Below are 12686 nucleotides of genomic sequence, written 5' to 3'. Positions count from 1 at the left end.
TGCCGGCACGCAAGGTGGTCTGATGCCGGCACGCCCGGCACTGGTCGTACACCTGCCCATCGCGTCGAAAGCGCGAGCGCGCGCGGCCGTCGCACTGCGGGCAGCGAAATCCCTTCGGCCAGCGCCACCGATACAACGCCCGGTAACACTTGGCTTCGGTTCCGTAGCGATCCACGCACTCGGTCAGCGACAATCCCGGCGGAAACTGCACGATGTTGATCCCCATCTCCCACCTCCGTTGCCTTCAGCTGGGGCCATTGTCCAACCGCAGCGTCGCAGATCCTGCAACTACCGGCTGAGGGATGGGGCTAATCAGGAAGCACTAACGGCAGCACGACGTGCGGTGAAAGTGTCCGATAACCTTGGATCGAATCCAGTTACCTTCACCCCGCGGGCGCCTGCTTGGGAGCCGTCGACTCGAATCGCTAGCGAAGTGCGCCACGAAGGTGCCCCCCTTGTTTGCCGAGCTGTAACCGGTGCTTTGATCGTTGGGATACTGACCACGACGGGATGTCTGATAGGTTGCGCCCAACCAACAAAAAACCCCGCCTGAGCGGGGTTTTCTGTTCTGCTGACAGTACGTCTGGCTGCAATCGGTGAGTATTGACCGATCAGCGGGCTGAGGCCATGATTTGCTGGCCGGTATCAGTCACCTAACGTCAACAGCGAGGCGTTACCGCCTGCTGCGGTGGTGTTGACGGTGACGACCTTCTCGGTTGCGAAACGCAGCAAGTAATGCGGGCCGCCGGCCTTGGGACCGGTGCCGGACAGGCCCTGGCCGCCGAAGGGTTGTACGCCGACCACGGCGCCGATCTGGTTGCGATTGACGTAGACGTTACCTACCGCCACGCGCGAGGTGATGCGGTCGATCGTGTCATCGATACGCGAGTGGACACCCAGCGTAAGGCCGTAACCGGTCGCGTTAATCTGCTCGACGACGGCATCGAGCTGGTCGGCTTTCCAGCGAATTACGTGCAGCACCGGCCCGAAAATTTCGCGCTGCAACTGGGACAGCGATGTCAGCTCATAGGCGCGTGGGGCGAAGAAGCTGCCATGCGCGGTGCCGGCGTCCAGGGTGGTGGTCCCGATCAGGCGCGCTTCGCGATCCATGCGTGCAGCGTGATCTTCGAGAATCTTGAGTGCATCAGCGTCGATGACGGGGCCAACGTCGGTCGAGAGCAGGCCCGGATCGCCAATCTTCAACTCGCCCATCGCACCGGCCAACATGGTCATGACCTTGTCGGCGATGTCGTCCTGGACGAACAACACACGCGCCGCGGAGCAGCGCTGCCCGGCCGAGATGAAAGCACTGGAAATGGCGTCTTTGACCACGGCTTCGGGCAGTGAGGACGAGTCGGCGATGAAGGCGTTCTGGCCGCCGGTTTCGGCGATCAAGACGCCGATGGCGGCATCGCGTGCGGCCAGGGTGCGGTTGATGATACGTGCGGTTTCGGTAGAACCGGTGAATGCAACGCCGGCAACGCGCGGGTCGTTGGTCAGCGCAGCACCAACGGTAGCGCCGTCACCTGGCAGGAACTGCACCGCCGCTTCCGGTACGCCGGCTTCGTGCAGCAGCTTGACCGCTGCAAAGCCAATCAGGTTGGTCTGCTCGGCCGGTTTGGCGATGACCGTATTGCCGGCCGCCAGCGCTGCGCCGACCTGACCGAGGAAGATCGCCAGCGGAAAGTTCCACGGACTGATGCAGACAAAGACGCCACGGCCGTGCAGGTGAAGCTCGTTGGATTCGCCGGTCGGTCCGGGCAGGCACTCGGGCGCACCGAACTGCGCACGCGCCTGGCCGGCGTAATAGCGCAGGAAATCGACTGCCTCGCGGACTTCGGCCACTGCGTCCGGCAGCGTCTTGCCGGCTTCCTTGACGCAGATCGCCATGAAGTCGGACATGCGCGTTTCGAGCAGATCGGCCGCATGTTCCAGGATGGTGGCACGGCTCGCTGCAGGTGTGCGGTTCCAGGCCGGTTGCGCGGCCGCGGCGTTGGCCAGCGACTTCTGGACGGTGTCCGGATCGGCCGGTTGCCACTGTCCAACCGTCTCGCGGCGATCTGCCGGATTCAACACTGCTTGGCTAGGCGTGCTGACCAGCGCGCCTGGCACCAGGGGTGTGGCTTTCCACGGTTTGATCGCAGCGTTGAGTTGCTCTGCCAGCTGGCGCAGATCGTTGTCGTTGGCGAGATTGGCGCCCATGGAGTTTTTCCTGTTCTGGTTCTGGCTACGCAGCAAATCGGCTGGCAGTGGAATCTTGGGATGTGGAATGGAAGTAAATGACGTCACCGCCTCGACCGGGTCGCGGATGAGGTCTTCGATGGCGACATCCTCGTCGGTGATGCGATTGACGAAGCTGGAGTTGGCGCCGTTTTCGAGCAGGCGACGTACCAGATACGGCAGCAGATCTTCGTGCGAGCCGACCGGTGCGTAGAGGCGGCATGGCAGGCCGAGACGATCGGCAGGAATCACTTCGGCATAGAGGTCGTCGCCCATGCCGTGCAGTTTCTGGTGCTCGTAGGTCTTGCCTGCCGCAATCGCACGGACTGCCGCAATGGTCTGCGCGTTGTGCGTGGCGAACATCGGGTAGAGCGCATCGCTGTGCGCGAATATGCGACGTGCGCATGCCAGGTACGACACGTCGGTGTTCTGCTTACGCGTAAACACCGGGTAGCCGGGATGCCCTTCGATCTGGGCGCGTTTGATCTCTGCGTCCCAGTACGCGCCTTTGACCAGGCGCACCGGAATGCGTCGCCCGACACGGCGCGCCAGATCGGCAAGAAAATCGATCGTGTACGGCGTGCGTTTTTGATATGCCTGCACGGCCAGGCCATAGCCCTCCCATCCATCCAATGACGGGTCGGAGAAGGTGGCCTCGATGATGTCCAGCGACAGTTCCAGCCGGTCGGCTTCTTCGGCATCGACGGTATAGCCGATGCCGTAAGACTTGGCCAACTGCGCAAGCTCCAGCACGCCCGGTACAAGCTCTGCCATCACGCGGGCGCGCTTGGCATGCTCATAACGCGGATACAGCGCCGACAACTTGATCGAAATGCTGGGCGCGGCGAATACGTCGGTACCGACGAAACTGCCGCTGCGGCCAATCGCATGAATCGCATCGCGATAGGCCTGCAGATAGCGCTGCGCATCCTTCATGGTGAGCGCGCCTTCGCCAAGCATGTCGAACGAATAGCGGTAGTTGGCGTTGTCTCCCTTGCGCGAACGCGACAGCGCTTCGCCGATGGTGCGCCCCATGACGAACTGGTGGCCCATGATCTTCATGGCCTGGCGTACGGCTAGGCGAATCACCGGCTCGCCGACGCGGCCGATCAGGCGCTTGAAGGCGCCCGGCACATCGGCGCGGGTGAGGTCGTTGAGCTGTACCAGCTGGCCGGTCAGCATCAGGCCCCACGTGGAGGCGTTGACCAGCACCGAATCGCTGCCGCCCATATGCTTCTTCCAATCCGCATCGCCCAGCTTGTCGCGGATCAGCTTGTCGGCGGTGTTTTGGTCGGGAATGCGCAGCAGTGCCTCGGCCACGCACATCAGCAGCACGCCTTCTTCGCTGCCCAGGTCGTATTGGCGCATGAAGGCCTCGATGGCGCCCTGATCCTGCGCACGTGCCCGCACACGGGTAACAAGATCGGCAGCGATCGCCTGCACCTTGGCTTGCTCGGCGGCGGGCAGGCGTGCCTGGTCGAGCAATTCACGCACGTGCTCGGTTTCGTCCTTGAGCCAGGCGGCGGTAATGGCGGCACGCAATGCGCCAGGTGCGGCGGGCAGTTCGGGCGCCAACAGCGGGCGCGCAACTGAGGTGGAGGCAAGCGGGTCGAGCTGAGCGTTCATGCGAAAGGTGCCTTGGATTCCGTGATCATTCTAGTGAGCCAAACGGCTCGCGCACTTGTGCCGAAGCGGCGACTTTCCCGCCGTTTTGTGCATTCCGTTGTTGCAGGTGCGCGTTGAAGAGTTTCTGCAAGGCCGTCGTTGAGCCACTCGGAAGTGATTGATTCGTGAGTATTTTTAGCTGCACTGCAGCAAATTTTTGATCGCCGGAAATGCTTGCCGCATGTGTTGGCACGGGTCTACCATCGGGCTATTCCTGCAGTGCGCTGCGTGCTGTTTATGATCGAAGTGCTGCCGTTGATGTCCGAAGGGGTTGGGACGCAGCTGCGGTTGCGGCCTCCGCGGGCACTGTCGGCCAGACAATTCGTGCAGCTGTTCGCAGTATTGGTGGGAACGATGTGGTTATTTGCAGGCCTGGGGTGGTGGACCGGTAATGCGTTCGCGCCGGTGTTTGCCCTGGTGCACAGTGGTGTGGTGGCGCTGGCGCTACGGCAGCTGTGGCGAAGTGGCGAGCGCGAAGAAGCGATCCGGGTGGGGGAGACCGTTGTCGAGGTGTTTCCGTCCGGGCATGCGCCACCAGCGTTTCAGGCACATCCGCACTGGGTGCGGCTTTGCATCGAACGCGATGACAGGGTGTTGCTGGTCAGCAGCGGCAAGCAGATCGAGATCGGAAGTTTTCTCGGGCCGGCCGAACGTGTGGAACTGGCAACAACGCTCAAACGCTTGCTCGCGGCCGCCAATGGCCGTCACCGATGACGTAAGGGTCTAGGCAATGACGCAACGCAGCAGCTGGAAGTCGATCAACACCTGCCACGTGGGCCTGGCGATGTCGGCGCTGTTGAGCGCGCCGGTGGCCTTGGCGCGATCGGTCGATCCAAAGGAATGGCAGTTCAACATGGGGCGCGGTGTGACCCAGACCGCGCGCATGGCCTACGAGGCGCACATGGTGGCGCTGTGGGTCTGCGTGGTGATTGGCGCGCTGGTGTTCTCGGCGATGGGCTATGCGATGTTCAAGTTCCGCAAGTCCAAGGGCGCGGTGGCCGCGCAATTCAGTCACAACACCACCGCTGAAGTGTTGTGGACGGTGATTCCGGTCCTGGTGCTGATCGCGATGGCGTGGCCGGCGACGGCAAAACTGATCGCGATGTACGACACCCGCGAATCGGAAATGACGGTCAAGGTGACCGGCTATCAGTGGATGTGGAAGTACGAATATCTGGGCCAGGGCGTGGAATTCACCAGTCGCCTGGCACGCGAATCCGATCGTATCCGCCAAAGCGGCGAGCGCCCAACTGCGGCCTCGCAGCCGCACTACCTGCTGGATGTCGACAACCGCCTGGTGCTGCCGGTCAATACCAAGATCCGCTTCGTGATCACTGCCGACGATGTGATCCACGCCTGGTGGGTGCCGGCGCTGGGATGGAAGCAAGATGCGATTCCCGGCATCGTCAACGAAGCCTGGACCAACATCGAGCAACCGGGCGTGTATCGCGGGCAGTGCGCCGAGTTGTGCGGCAAGGATCATGGCTTCATGCCGATCGTGGTGGAGGCGCTGCCCAAAGCTGACTTCCAGCGCTGGCTGGCGTCGCGTCGTAATACGTCAGGCACAGCGCCTGGAACGGCGCCCGCGGCGCCAGCCGCCGCACCGACGCCGGCCGGTGCACCGGCCGCCCCGGCAGGTGACACTGCGCCGGCTGCGGCACCGGCCCAGGCCGCAACACCGACCGCCGCCCTTTAATCGCTCGCAACCGCTCGCTTCGCAGAGGTCGTTCCGTCATGGCGCATACCGCAGTCGATCACCACGGACACCACCAGCCCGGTTTCGTCGAGCGCTGGTTCTTTTCGACCAACCACAAGGACATCGGCACGCTGTACCTGCTGTTTTCTTTCGTGATGTTCATCATCGGCGCGGCGATGAGCGTGGTGATTCGCGCCGAATTGATGCAGCCCGGCTTGCAGTTCGTCAAACCGGAATTCTTCAACCAGATGACCACCGTGCATGCACTGGTGATGATCTTCGGCGGCGTGATGCCGGCGTTCGTCGGCTTGGCCAACTGGATGATTCCGTTGCAGATCGGTGCACCGGACATGGCGTTGCCGCGCATGAACAACTGGTCGTTCTGGTTGTTGCCGGTCGCCTTTACCCTGCTGCTGCTGACGCTGTTCCTGCCCGGCGGCGCGCCGGCCGGCGGCTGGACGCTGTACCCGCCGCTGTCGCTGCAGGGCGGCTATAACGTGGCTTTTAGCGTGTTTGCGATTCATGTGGCCGGCGTCAGTTCGATCATGGGCGCGATCAACATCATCGCCACCGTGCTCAACATGCGTGCGCCGGGCATCGATCTGCTGAAGATGCCGATCTTCTGCTGGGCCTGGCTGATCACCGCGTTCCTGCTGATCGCAGTGATGCCGGTATTGGCCGGCGCAGTGACGATGTTGCTGACCGACAAGTTCTTCGGCACCAGTTTCTTCAACGCAGCCGGTGGCGGCGATCCGGTGATGTACCAGCACATCTTCTGGTTCTTCGGGCACCCGGAGGTGTACATCATGATCTTGCCGGCGTTCGGCGTGGTCAGCGAAATCATCCCGACCTTCAGCCGCAAGCCGTTGTTCGGGTACCAGACCATGGTGTACGCCATCGCAGCGATCGCGTTCCTGAGCTTTATCGTCTGGGCGCATCACATGTTCACCGTGGGCATGCCGCTCGGTGGCGAAATCTATTTCATGTTTGCCACCATGCTGATCTCCATCCCGACCGGGGTGAAGGTGTTCAACTGGGTCAGCACGATGTGGAAAGGCTCGCTGACCTTCGAATCGCCGATGTTGTGGGCCGTGGCGTTCGTGATCCTCTTTAGCATCGGTGGGTTTTCCGGCTTGATGCTGGCGATCGTGCCGGCGGACTTCCAATATCACGACACCTACTTCGTGGTGGCGCATTTCCATTACGTGCTGGTGACCGGCGCGGTGTTTGCGCTGATTGCGGCGGTGTACTACTGGTGGCCCAAGTGGACCGGGCGGATGTACAACGAGAGCTGGGCCAAGGTGCACTTCTGGTGGACGATGGTGTTCGTCAACCTGCTGTTCTTCCCGCAGCACTTCCTTGGCTTGGCCGGCATGCCACGGCGCATTCCCGACTACAACGTGGTGTTCGCCGACTGGAACCTGGTCAGTTCGATCGGTGCGTTCGGCATGTTCGTCACCCCATTCCTGATGGCCGCGATCCTGCTGTCCTCGCTGCGCAGTGGCGCGCGCGCACAGGCGCGTTCCTGGGAAGGTGCCAAGGGCCTGGAATGGACGGTGCCGTCACCTGCCCCGGCGCATACCTTCACCGTGCCGCCGGTGATCAAGCCGGGAGATCTTGCACATGAAGACATCGGCCACTGAGTCCGCCTCGGAGCCGGCGGTGAGGCGTCTGTTATCTGCTGCGGAACGGCAGGCGCAGCAGCGCCGCGCCGTGCGTCGCACCGCGATCACGGTTGGCATCGTCGCGTTGCTGATCTATGCAGGCTTCATCGCCTCGGGAGTCATCGGACGGTGAGTGCACGCGTGCCCACACATGCACCGACGGCCGGCTTGTTCAAGCTGCTGGGCGTGGTGCTGGGTGTGTTCGTGCTGACCTTCTCTCTGGTGCCTCTGTACCGCATCGCCTGCGAGAAAGTGTTTGGAATTCGCATGGAGCGTGCGCCCGGCAGCACCCGCGCAAATGCGGGCGCACCGCCTGCCACCGGCAAGCGCACGGTGCGCGTGGAGTTCGATGGTGGGGTCAATTCCAAACTGCCGTGGACCTTCCATCCCGAACAGATGACGATGGATGTGGTGCCGGGCGAGCTCAACGAGGCGCTGTATTTCGCGCGCAACGATGGTGCACGTGCGGTGGTGGGCAGTGCGGTGCCCTCGGTTGCACCTGCGCGTGCGTCGGGCTACTTCAACAAGACCGAGTGCTTCTGCTTTACCGCGCAGACCTTGCAGGCCGGCGAAACGCGCGACATGCCGCTGCGTTTCATCGTCGACCCGGCACTGCCGCCGGAAGTCACCACGATCACGCTGTCCTACACGTTCTATCGCAACGACGCGCTGACCTCCGAGCTGCAGGGCGGAGGCCCCTCTGGCGCGCCACGCGCTGCGCCATAACCTTCCATCCACCTGCACCACGACACGGAAGCAACGCCATGGCCGATCACAGTCCCAACGCCGATGCGTATTTCGTCCCGAGCCAGAGCAAATGGCCCTTTGTCGGGTCGATTGCGATGTTCGTGATGATGATCGGCGTGGCCAGTTGGCTCAACGACGCAGCATGGGGACGCTGGACCTTCTTCACCGGCGTGGCGATGCTGCTGGCGACGTTGTTCATGTGGTTCGGCGATGTCATCCGCGAATCCAATGCCGGGTATTACAACCGCCAGGTGGACGGCTCGTTCCGCATGGGGATGGTGTGGTTCATCTTTTCCGAGGTGATGTTTTTCTGCGCTTTCTTCGGTGCGCTGTTTTACACGCGTGTGCTGACGCTGCCGTGGCTGGGTGGGGAAGGCGACGGCGTGATGATCAACGAGCTGCTGTGGAATGGCTATTCCGCTGCCTGGCCCACCAATGGGCCTGGCACGATCGGTGGGCAGTTCCAGACCATCCCGGCCTGGGGCCTGCCGCTGCTCAATACGTTGATCCTGCTCAGCTCCGGCGTGACCTTGACCATCGCCCACCACGCACTCAAGGGCGGGCGCCGTGGCGCGCTGCTGTTGTGGCTGGTGCTGACCGTACTGCTGGGCTGCGTGTTCCTGTTCCTGCAGGCCGAGGAATATATCCACGCCTATACCGAGCTCAATCTCACGTTGGGCTCGGGCATCTACGGTTCGACCTTCTTCATGCTGACCGGGTTCCACGGCATGCACGTGTTGCTGGGCACCATCATGTTGGCGGTGATGTGGCTGCGCGCGGCGAAGGGGCACTTCAGCCGCGACAACCACTTCGCCTTCGAAGCGGCCGCATGGTACTGGCACTTCGTCGACGTGGTGTGGCTGGCGCTGTTTTTGTTCGTGTATGTACTTTGAGGGCGGGGATTCGGGATTGGTGATTCGGGATTCGCAAAAGCGGCAGGCTTTAGTTTTTACGAATCCCCAATCCCGGCTCCTCAGCGGCCGATGCCGTGCGGCTTGATCCAGCCGGTATAGATGCCGAGGATCACGATGGCGATCAACGCCACCGATAAGCCGATGCGCCAGGTCAGCGCGTTGACGGTGCGCTTGGTCTGGCCGCGGTCGGTCAGCAGGTAGTAGAGGCCGGCGCCCAGGTTCCATAGGATCACGATCAGGAAGGCGACAATCAGCAGCGTCTTGAGCGAAGCGTTCACAACAGCCCCGGGTGCAGTCGGCGTGGTGATGGCATTGCACGCCTTTTTGCGTCGCTTGTCATGACGCGCAAGCACACGGCGGCGTTTGGCTGGTGTCTGGCGCTGCTGGTGAGCACGGGTTTTGCGGCGCTTGGGCACTGGCAGTTGCAGCGCATGCATAGCAAGCAAGCCTTGCTGGACCGTGCCGCACATGTACGCGACACCACGCTGCCCTTGGCACAGGCGCTGGCGACGCCGAATGAGTTGGCATGGGTGCGTGGGCAAGTGCGGTTTTTGCCGCAACTGGTCTTGCTGGATAATCAACTGCATGACGGGCGTGCCGGTGTGCGCGTGTATCAACTGGCAGCGCCAGAGGGCGTATCGACAGACGTGCTGGTTGATCTGGGCTGGCTGCCATTGCCGGCCGATCGGCAGTTGCCCGGCATCGTTGCCCTGAAAGGCGTGCAGATGGTGCAGGGGCTTCTGAGCGCACCGCCGTCGGCGGGGCTGGCGATCGGACCGGCGCTGGCGCCGGGGGCTGCGGCGCAGACCTGGCTGGCCACGCGACTGGATCTGCAGGCCCTACGCAGTACGCTGGGCAGGCGCGACATTTCGTCGCAGGTCCTGCGCCTGGACCCTGCACTGCCGGTTGGTTATACACGCGATCTGGAAATGCTGCCAAACACGCTGCCACCCGCGCGGCACTTGGCTTACGCGGTGCAATGGTTCGGACTGGCTGTCGCGGTCCTGGCGACCGCGACGCTGCTGACATGGCGTGCGCGCCGCCGCCGCCGCGGGCACTGACGCCTGCGGCATGAGAAAATCGCCGGCATGACCTCCTCCACATCGGCCACGCCGCACTCGGTCAAACGCGGCCGCAGGATGCTGATTGCCCTAGCGTTGCTGTTCTTCGGCTCGATGTTGCTGGCCGGCGTGCTGCGCTTCTCTGGATGGCAGCCGGCGTCGATGCGCAACAACGGCGAACTGCTGAAGCCGCCCGCGGATCTGCGGGCGATGGTGCCGGTACGTGCGAACGGGCAGCCCTATGCCTGGGCGCCGAGCGAGCGCATCTGGCGCATTGCGGTGGCGCCGCCGGCCGATTGCACGCAGCAGTGCGTGGCGCTGGCCGCAGAGCTGGACAAGGTGTGGCAGCTGCTCGGGCATCGCGCCGACAAGGTGGACGTGCTGTGGATCGGCGCGCCGCTGGCCGGGCTGCCGCCGATGCCTGCACTGCGCGTGTTACGCGACGATGCCCGCCTGCGCCAGGCATTGCCGCGCGGCACCGAGGCGGCCGGCGTGCCGGTGTATGTGATCGACCCCAATGGCTTTGTGATCCTGCGTTATGCCCCCGGCTTCGACCCGGCCGGCCTGCGGTCGGATCTGGTCAAGCTGCTGAAACTGATGTGAGCCCGTTTCGATGAACCTGTTTGCGCCACCGGCGTTGTTCCGTCACTTCCATCGCATGGCCTGGCTGGCCGCGCTGTTCACTGCGAGCACGATCCTGTTCGGGTCGTTTGTCCGCTTGTCCGATGCAGGCATGAGCTGCCCGGACTGGCCGACCTGCTACGGCCGCGTGACCTGGCCGCAGACCAGCGACGAAGCCAGTACGCACGTGGCCAGCAAGATCCGCCCGCTGGAATCGCACAAGGCCTGGCGCGAACAGGTCCACCGTTTCCTGGCGGGTGCGTTGGGCGTGGAAGTGCTGGTGTTGTCGTTGCTGGCGGTGCGTCGCCGTCGCATGGGCATTGCCCGGGTGGTGTCGGCCGCGCTGCTGGTGGCGTTGTCGATCCCGCTCTACATGTCCGGCTGGCACGCCGTGGCCTTCGGTGTGGCGATCGCCGGGGAGGCCATCCTGCTGCTGGCGGCATTGCGCTGGAGCAACATCGATCTGACGCGTGCGGCGGTGCTGACGCTGGCGGTGGTGATCTTCCAGGCGTTGCTGGGCATGTGGACAGTGACGTTGCTGCTCAAACCCATCGTGGTGATGGGGCACCTGCTGGGCGGCACGCTGATGTTCTCGCTGCTGGTGTGGATGGCCTGGCGTGCGGCGCATCTGCCGATCACCCTGGCCGACGCCTCGCGCTTGAAGTGGCTGCTGCGCCTGGGCGTGGCAGTGCTGGGTCTGCAGATCGCGCTCGGTGGCTGGGTCAGCGCCAACTACGCCGCGCTGGCGTGTGGCGGCGGCAGCTGGTCGGCCGACAGTTTTCCGCGTTGCGTCAGCCAGTGGTGGCCGCCGCACGACTTCCGTGAAGGTTTCACGCTGTGGCGCGGCATCGGGGTGGATTACGAAGGCGGTGTGCTGGATGGCGCGGCGCGTATCGCCATCCAGATGGCGCACCGGCTGTGGGCGATTGCGACCGCGCTCTACCTTTGGTGGCTGGCCTGGCGCTTGTCGCGTTCGTCGGGGATGCGGGTGTGGGCTGCGGCGCTTGCGCTACTGGTCGCCGTGCAGGTGACGCTGGGCATGCTCAACGTGAAGTTGGCGCTGCCGCTGGAGGTCTCGGTCATGCATAACGGCGGGGCGGTGGCGTTGTTGTTCGTGCTGGTCTCGCTGCTGGCGCGGCTGCGCGCGCCGGAGTGAGCATGGCTGTCAGCACACGCGATTATTGGGATCTGACCAAGCCCAAGGTGGTGGCACTGATCGTGTTCACCGCCTTGGTCGGGATGTTCCTGGCCATTCCCGACATGCCGACCTGGTTGCAGGTGCGCACCGGCGCGCTGGGTTTCCTGGGCATCTGGCTGGCCGCCTCGGCAGCGGCGGCGATCAATCAGTTGCTCGACGCCAAGATCGACGCACAGATGGCGCGCACCTCATGGCGCCCGCTGGTGGTGGGCAAGGTGCGGCCCTGGCAGGTGCTGGTGTTCGCCGGCGCGCTGATCGTGATCTCCATGACCATTCTGGTGGTTTGGGTGAACGTCATCACCGCGGTGCTGACCTTCGCCTCGCTGATCGGCTACGCGGTGATCTACACCGTCTACCTGAAGCGTGCGACCTCGCAGAACATCGTGATCGGCGGGCTGGCCGGCGCCACTCCGCCGATGCTGGGTTGGGCCACGGTGACCGGGCTGCCGACCAGCGCCGACTGGATCAATGCCTCGCTGCTGGTGCTGATCATCTTCATCTGGACGCCGCCGCATTTCTGGGCGCTGGCCATCTTTCGTCGCGCCGATTACGCCAAGGCCGCAATCCCGATGTTGCCGGTGACCCACGGCGTGCCGCATACGCGCAAGCAGATCCTGGTGTACACCGTACTGCTGGCGATCGTGACCTTGGCGCCGGTGGCGGTGGGCATGAGCGGGGTGTTCTATCTAGGCGGTGCGGTCGTGCTCAATGCGGTGTTCCTCTGGTACGCGTGGCGCATGCTGAACCCGCCGGACGAACTGTTTTCGATGAAGATGTTCGGCTATTCCATCGTGTACCTGATGGCGTTGTTCGCCTTCCTGATGGTCGACCATCTGCTGCTGCCGTGGGTGCACTGAGTGCGCCCGTCATTGGATGGCGCGGCCAGAAAACGTCCATCCC

General features: G+C 63.5%; 14 protein-coding genes. 10 read left to right on the top strand and 4 right to left on the bottom strand.

Features of this window, described 5'->3' with window-relative positions; genetic code table 11:
- The 3 genes from XAXN_RS09695 to XAXN_RS21135 all read right to left on the bottom strand — a co-directional run.
- Nucleotides 1-226 (bottom strand): transposase (locus XAXN_RS09695; RefSeq protein ID WP_134984866.1); only part of this gene is annotated, 226 nt, incomplete at its 3' end.
- Between the two features lie 419 nt (nt 227-645).
- Entirely contained in the window at nt 646-3846 is a 3201-nt protein-coding gene (putA, locus tag XAXN_RS09690; RefSeq protein ID WP_054319391.1) for a bifunctional proline dehydrogenase/L-glutamate gamma-semialdehyde dehydrogenase PutA, read from the bottom strand.
- A gap of 25 nt (nt 3847-3871) precedes the next feature.
- Nucleotides 3872-4078: a hypothetical protein gene (locus tag XAXN_RS21135; RefSeq protein WP_134812628.1), complete on the bottom strand. Its 207-nt coding sequence runs from the start codon at nt 4076-4078 to the stop codon at nt 3872-3874.
- Nucleotides 4079-4122: 44 nt separating this feature from the next.
- Here XAXN_RS21135 and XAXN_RS09685 point away from each other — a divergent pair, with 44 nt between their 5' ends.
- Genes XAXN_RS09685 through XAXN_RS09665 form a run of 6 tightly spaced genes read left to right on the top strand, consistent with a single transcriptional unit; the run spans nt 4123 to nt 8885 of the window.
- Nucleotides 4123-4599: a DUF2244 domain-containing protein gene (locus tag XAXN_RS09685; RefSeq protein ID WP_054319390.1), complete on the top strand. Its 477-nt coding sequence runs from the start codon at nt 4123-4125 to the stop codon at nt 4597-4599.
- 16 nt (nt 4600-4615) lie between these two features.
- Nucleotides 4616-5581: a cytochrome c oxidase subunit II gene (coxB, locus tag XAXN_RS09680; protein WP_054319389.1), complete on the top strand. Its 966-nt coding sequence runs from the start codon at nt 4616-4618 to the stop codon at nt 5579-5581.
- Between the two features lie 38 nt (nt 5582-5619).
- A complete protein-coding gene (gene ctaD, locus XAXN_RS09675; protein WP_054319388.1) occupies nt 5620-7224 on the top strand; it encodes a cytochrome c oxidase subunit I in 1605 nt (534 codons plus the stop codon).
- Nucleotides 7205-7378, top strand: a complete 174-nt coding sequence (locus XAXN_RS21130; protein ID WP_134980202.1) for a hypothetical protein — start codon at nt 7205-7207, stop codon at nt 7376-7378. Before ctaD ends, XAXN_RS21130 begins: the two co-directional genes overlap by 20 nt.
- On the top strand, nt 7375-7971 hold the full coding sequence (locus XAXN_RS09670) for a cytochrome c oxidase assembly protein (RefSeq protein WP_054319387.1): 597 nt from the start codon (nt 7375-7377) through the stop codon (nt 7969-7971). Before XAXN_RS21130 ends, XAXN_RS09670 begins: the two co-directional genes overlap by 4 nt.
- 38 nt (nt 7972-8009) lie before the next feature.
- Nucleotides 8010-8885: a cytochrome c oxidase subunit 3 gene (locus tag XAXN_RS09665; RefSeq protein WP_054319386.1), complete on the top strand. Its 876-nt coding sequence runs from the start codon at nt 8010-8012 to the stop codon at nt 8883-8885.
- 80 nt (nt 8886-8965) lie between these two features.
- Here the strand turns inward: XAXN_RS09665 and XAXN_RS09660 are convergent, their stop codons facing one another.
- On the bottom strand, nt 8966-9184 hold the full coding sequence (locus tag XAXN_RS09660) for a twin transmembrane helix small protein (RefSeq protein WP_042824031.1): 219 nt from the start codon (nt 9182-9184) through the stop codon (nt 8966-8968).
- A gap of 60 nt (nt 9185-9244) precedes the next feature.
- Between XAXN_RS09660 and XAXN_RS09655 the strand changes: the two genes are divergently transcribed.
- From XAXN_RS09655 to cyoE, 4 genes are read left to right on the top strand one after another with little or no spacing between them, the layout of a single operon-like run.
- Nucleotides 9245-9967, top strand: a complete 723-nt coding sequence (locus tag XAXN_RS09655) for an SURF1 family protein (protein ID WP_054319385.1) — start codon at nt 9245-9247, stop codon at nt 9965-9967.
- Nucleotides 9968-9994: 27 nt separating this feature from the next.
- Nucleotides 9995-10570: a hypothetical protein gene (locus XAXN_RS09650; RefSeq protein ID WP_054319384.1), complete on the top strand. Its 576-nt coding sequence runs from the start codon at nt 9995-9997 to the stop codon at nt 10568-10570.
- Between the two features lie 10 nt (nt 10571-10580).
- The gene (locus XAXN_RS09645) at nt 10581-11744 is read left to right on the top strand and encodes a COX15/CtaA family protein (RefSeq protein WP_054319383.1); all 1164 of its coding nucleotides are present in this window, start codon (nt 10581-10583) and stop codon (nt 11742-11744) included.
- A gap of 2 nt (nt 11745-11746) precedes the next feature.
- Nucleotides 11747-12643 (top strand): heme o synthase, encoded by an 897-nt coding sequence (cyoE, locus tag XAXN_RS09640; RefSeq protein ID WP_054319382.1) that lies wholly within the window; start codon nt 11747-11749, stop codon nt 12641-12643.
- Nucleotides 12644-12686: the final 43 nt, after the last annotated feature.

Source organism: Xanthomonas axonopodis (assembly GCF_001304695.1).
GTDB classification, from domain to species: domain Bacteria; phylum Pseudomonadota; class Gammaproteobacteria; order Xanthomonadales; family Xanthomonadaceae; genus Xanthomonas; species Xanthomonas axonopodis.
This window is presented reverse-complemented; position numbering and strand designations above follow the sequence as displayed.

Excerpts from the sequence above, each read along its gene's own strand:
- XAXN_RS21130 (WP_134980202.1), top strand. The coding sequence starts at position 7,205 with ATGAAGACATCGGCCACTGAGTCCGCCTCGGAGCCGGCGGTGAGGCGT.
- putA (WP_054319391.1), bottom strand. The coding sequence starts at position 3,846 with ATGAACGCTCAGCTCGACCCGCTTGCCTCCACCTCAGTTGCGCGCCCG.
- ctaD (WP_054319388.1), top strand. The coding sequence starts at position 5,620 with ATGGCGCATACCGCAGTCGATCACCACGGACACCACCAGCCCGGTTTC.
- cyoE (WP_054319382.1), top strand. The coding sequence starts at position 11,747 with ATGGCTGTCAGCACACGCGATTATTGGGATCTGACCAAGCCCAAGGTG.
- XAXN_RS09650 (WP_054319384.1), top strand. The coding sequence starts at position 9,995 with ATGACCTCCTCCACATCGGCCACGCCGCACTCGGTCAAACGCGGCCGC.
- coxB (WP_054319389.1), top strand. The coding sequence starts at position 4,616 with ATGACGCAACGCAGCAGCTGGAAGTCGATCAACACCTGCCACGTGGGC.
- XAXN_RS09665 (WP_054319386.1), top strand. The coding sequence starts at position 8,010 with ATGGCCGATCACAGTCCCAACGCCGATGCGTATTTCGTCCCGAGCCAG.
- XAXN_RS09655 (WP_054319385.1), top strand. The coding sequence starts at position 9,245 with ATGACGCGCAAGCACACGGCGGCGTTTGGCTGGTGTCTGGCGCTGCTG.
- XAXN_RS09645 (WP_054319383.1), top strand. The coding sequence starts at position 10,581 with ATGAACCTGTTTGCGCCACCGGCGTTGTTCCGTCACTTCCATCGCATG.
- XAXN_RS09685 (WP_054319390.1), top strand. The coding sequence starts at position 4,123 with ATGATCGAAGTGCTGCCGTTGATGTCCGAAGGGGTTGGGACGCAGCTG.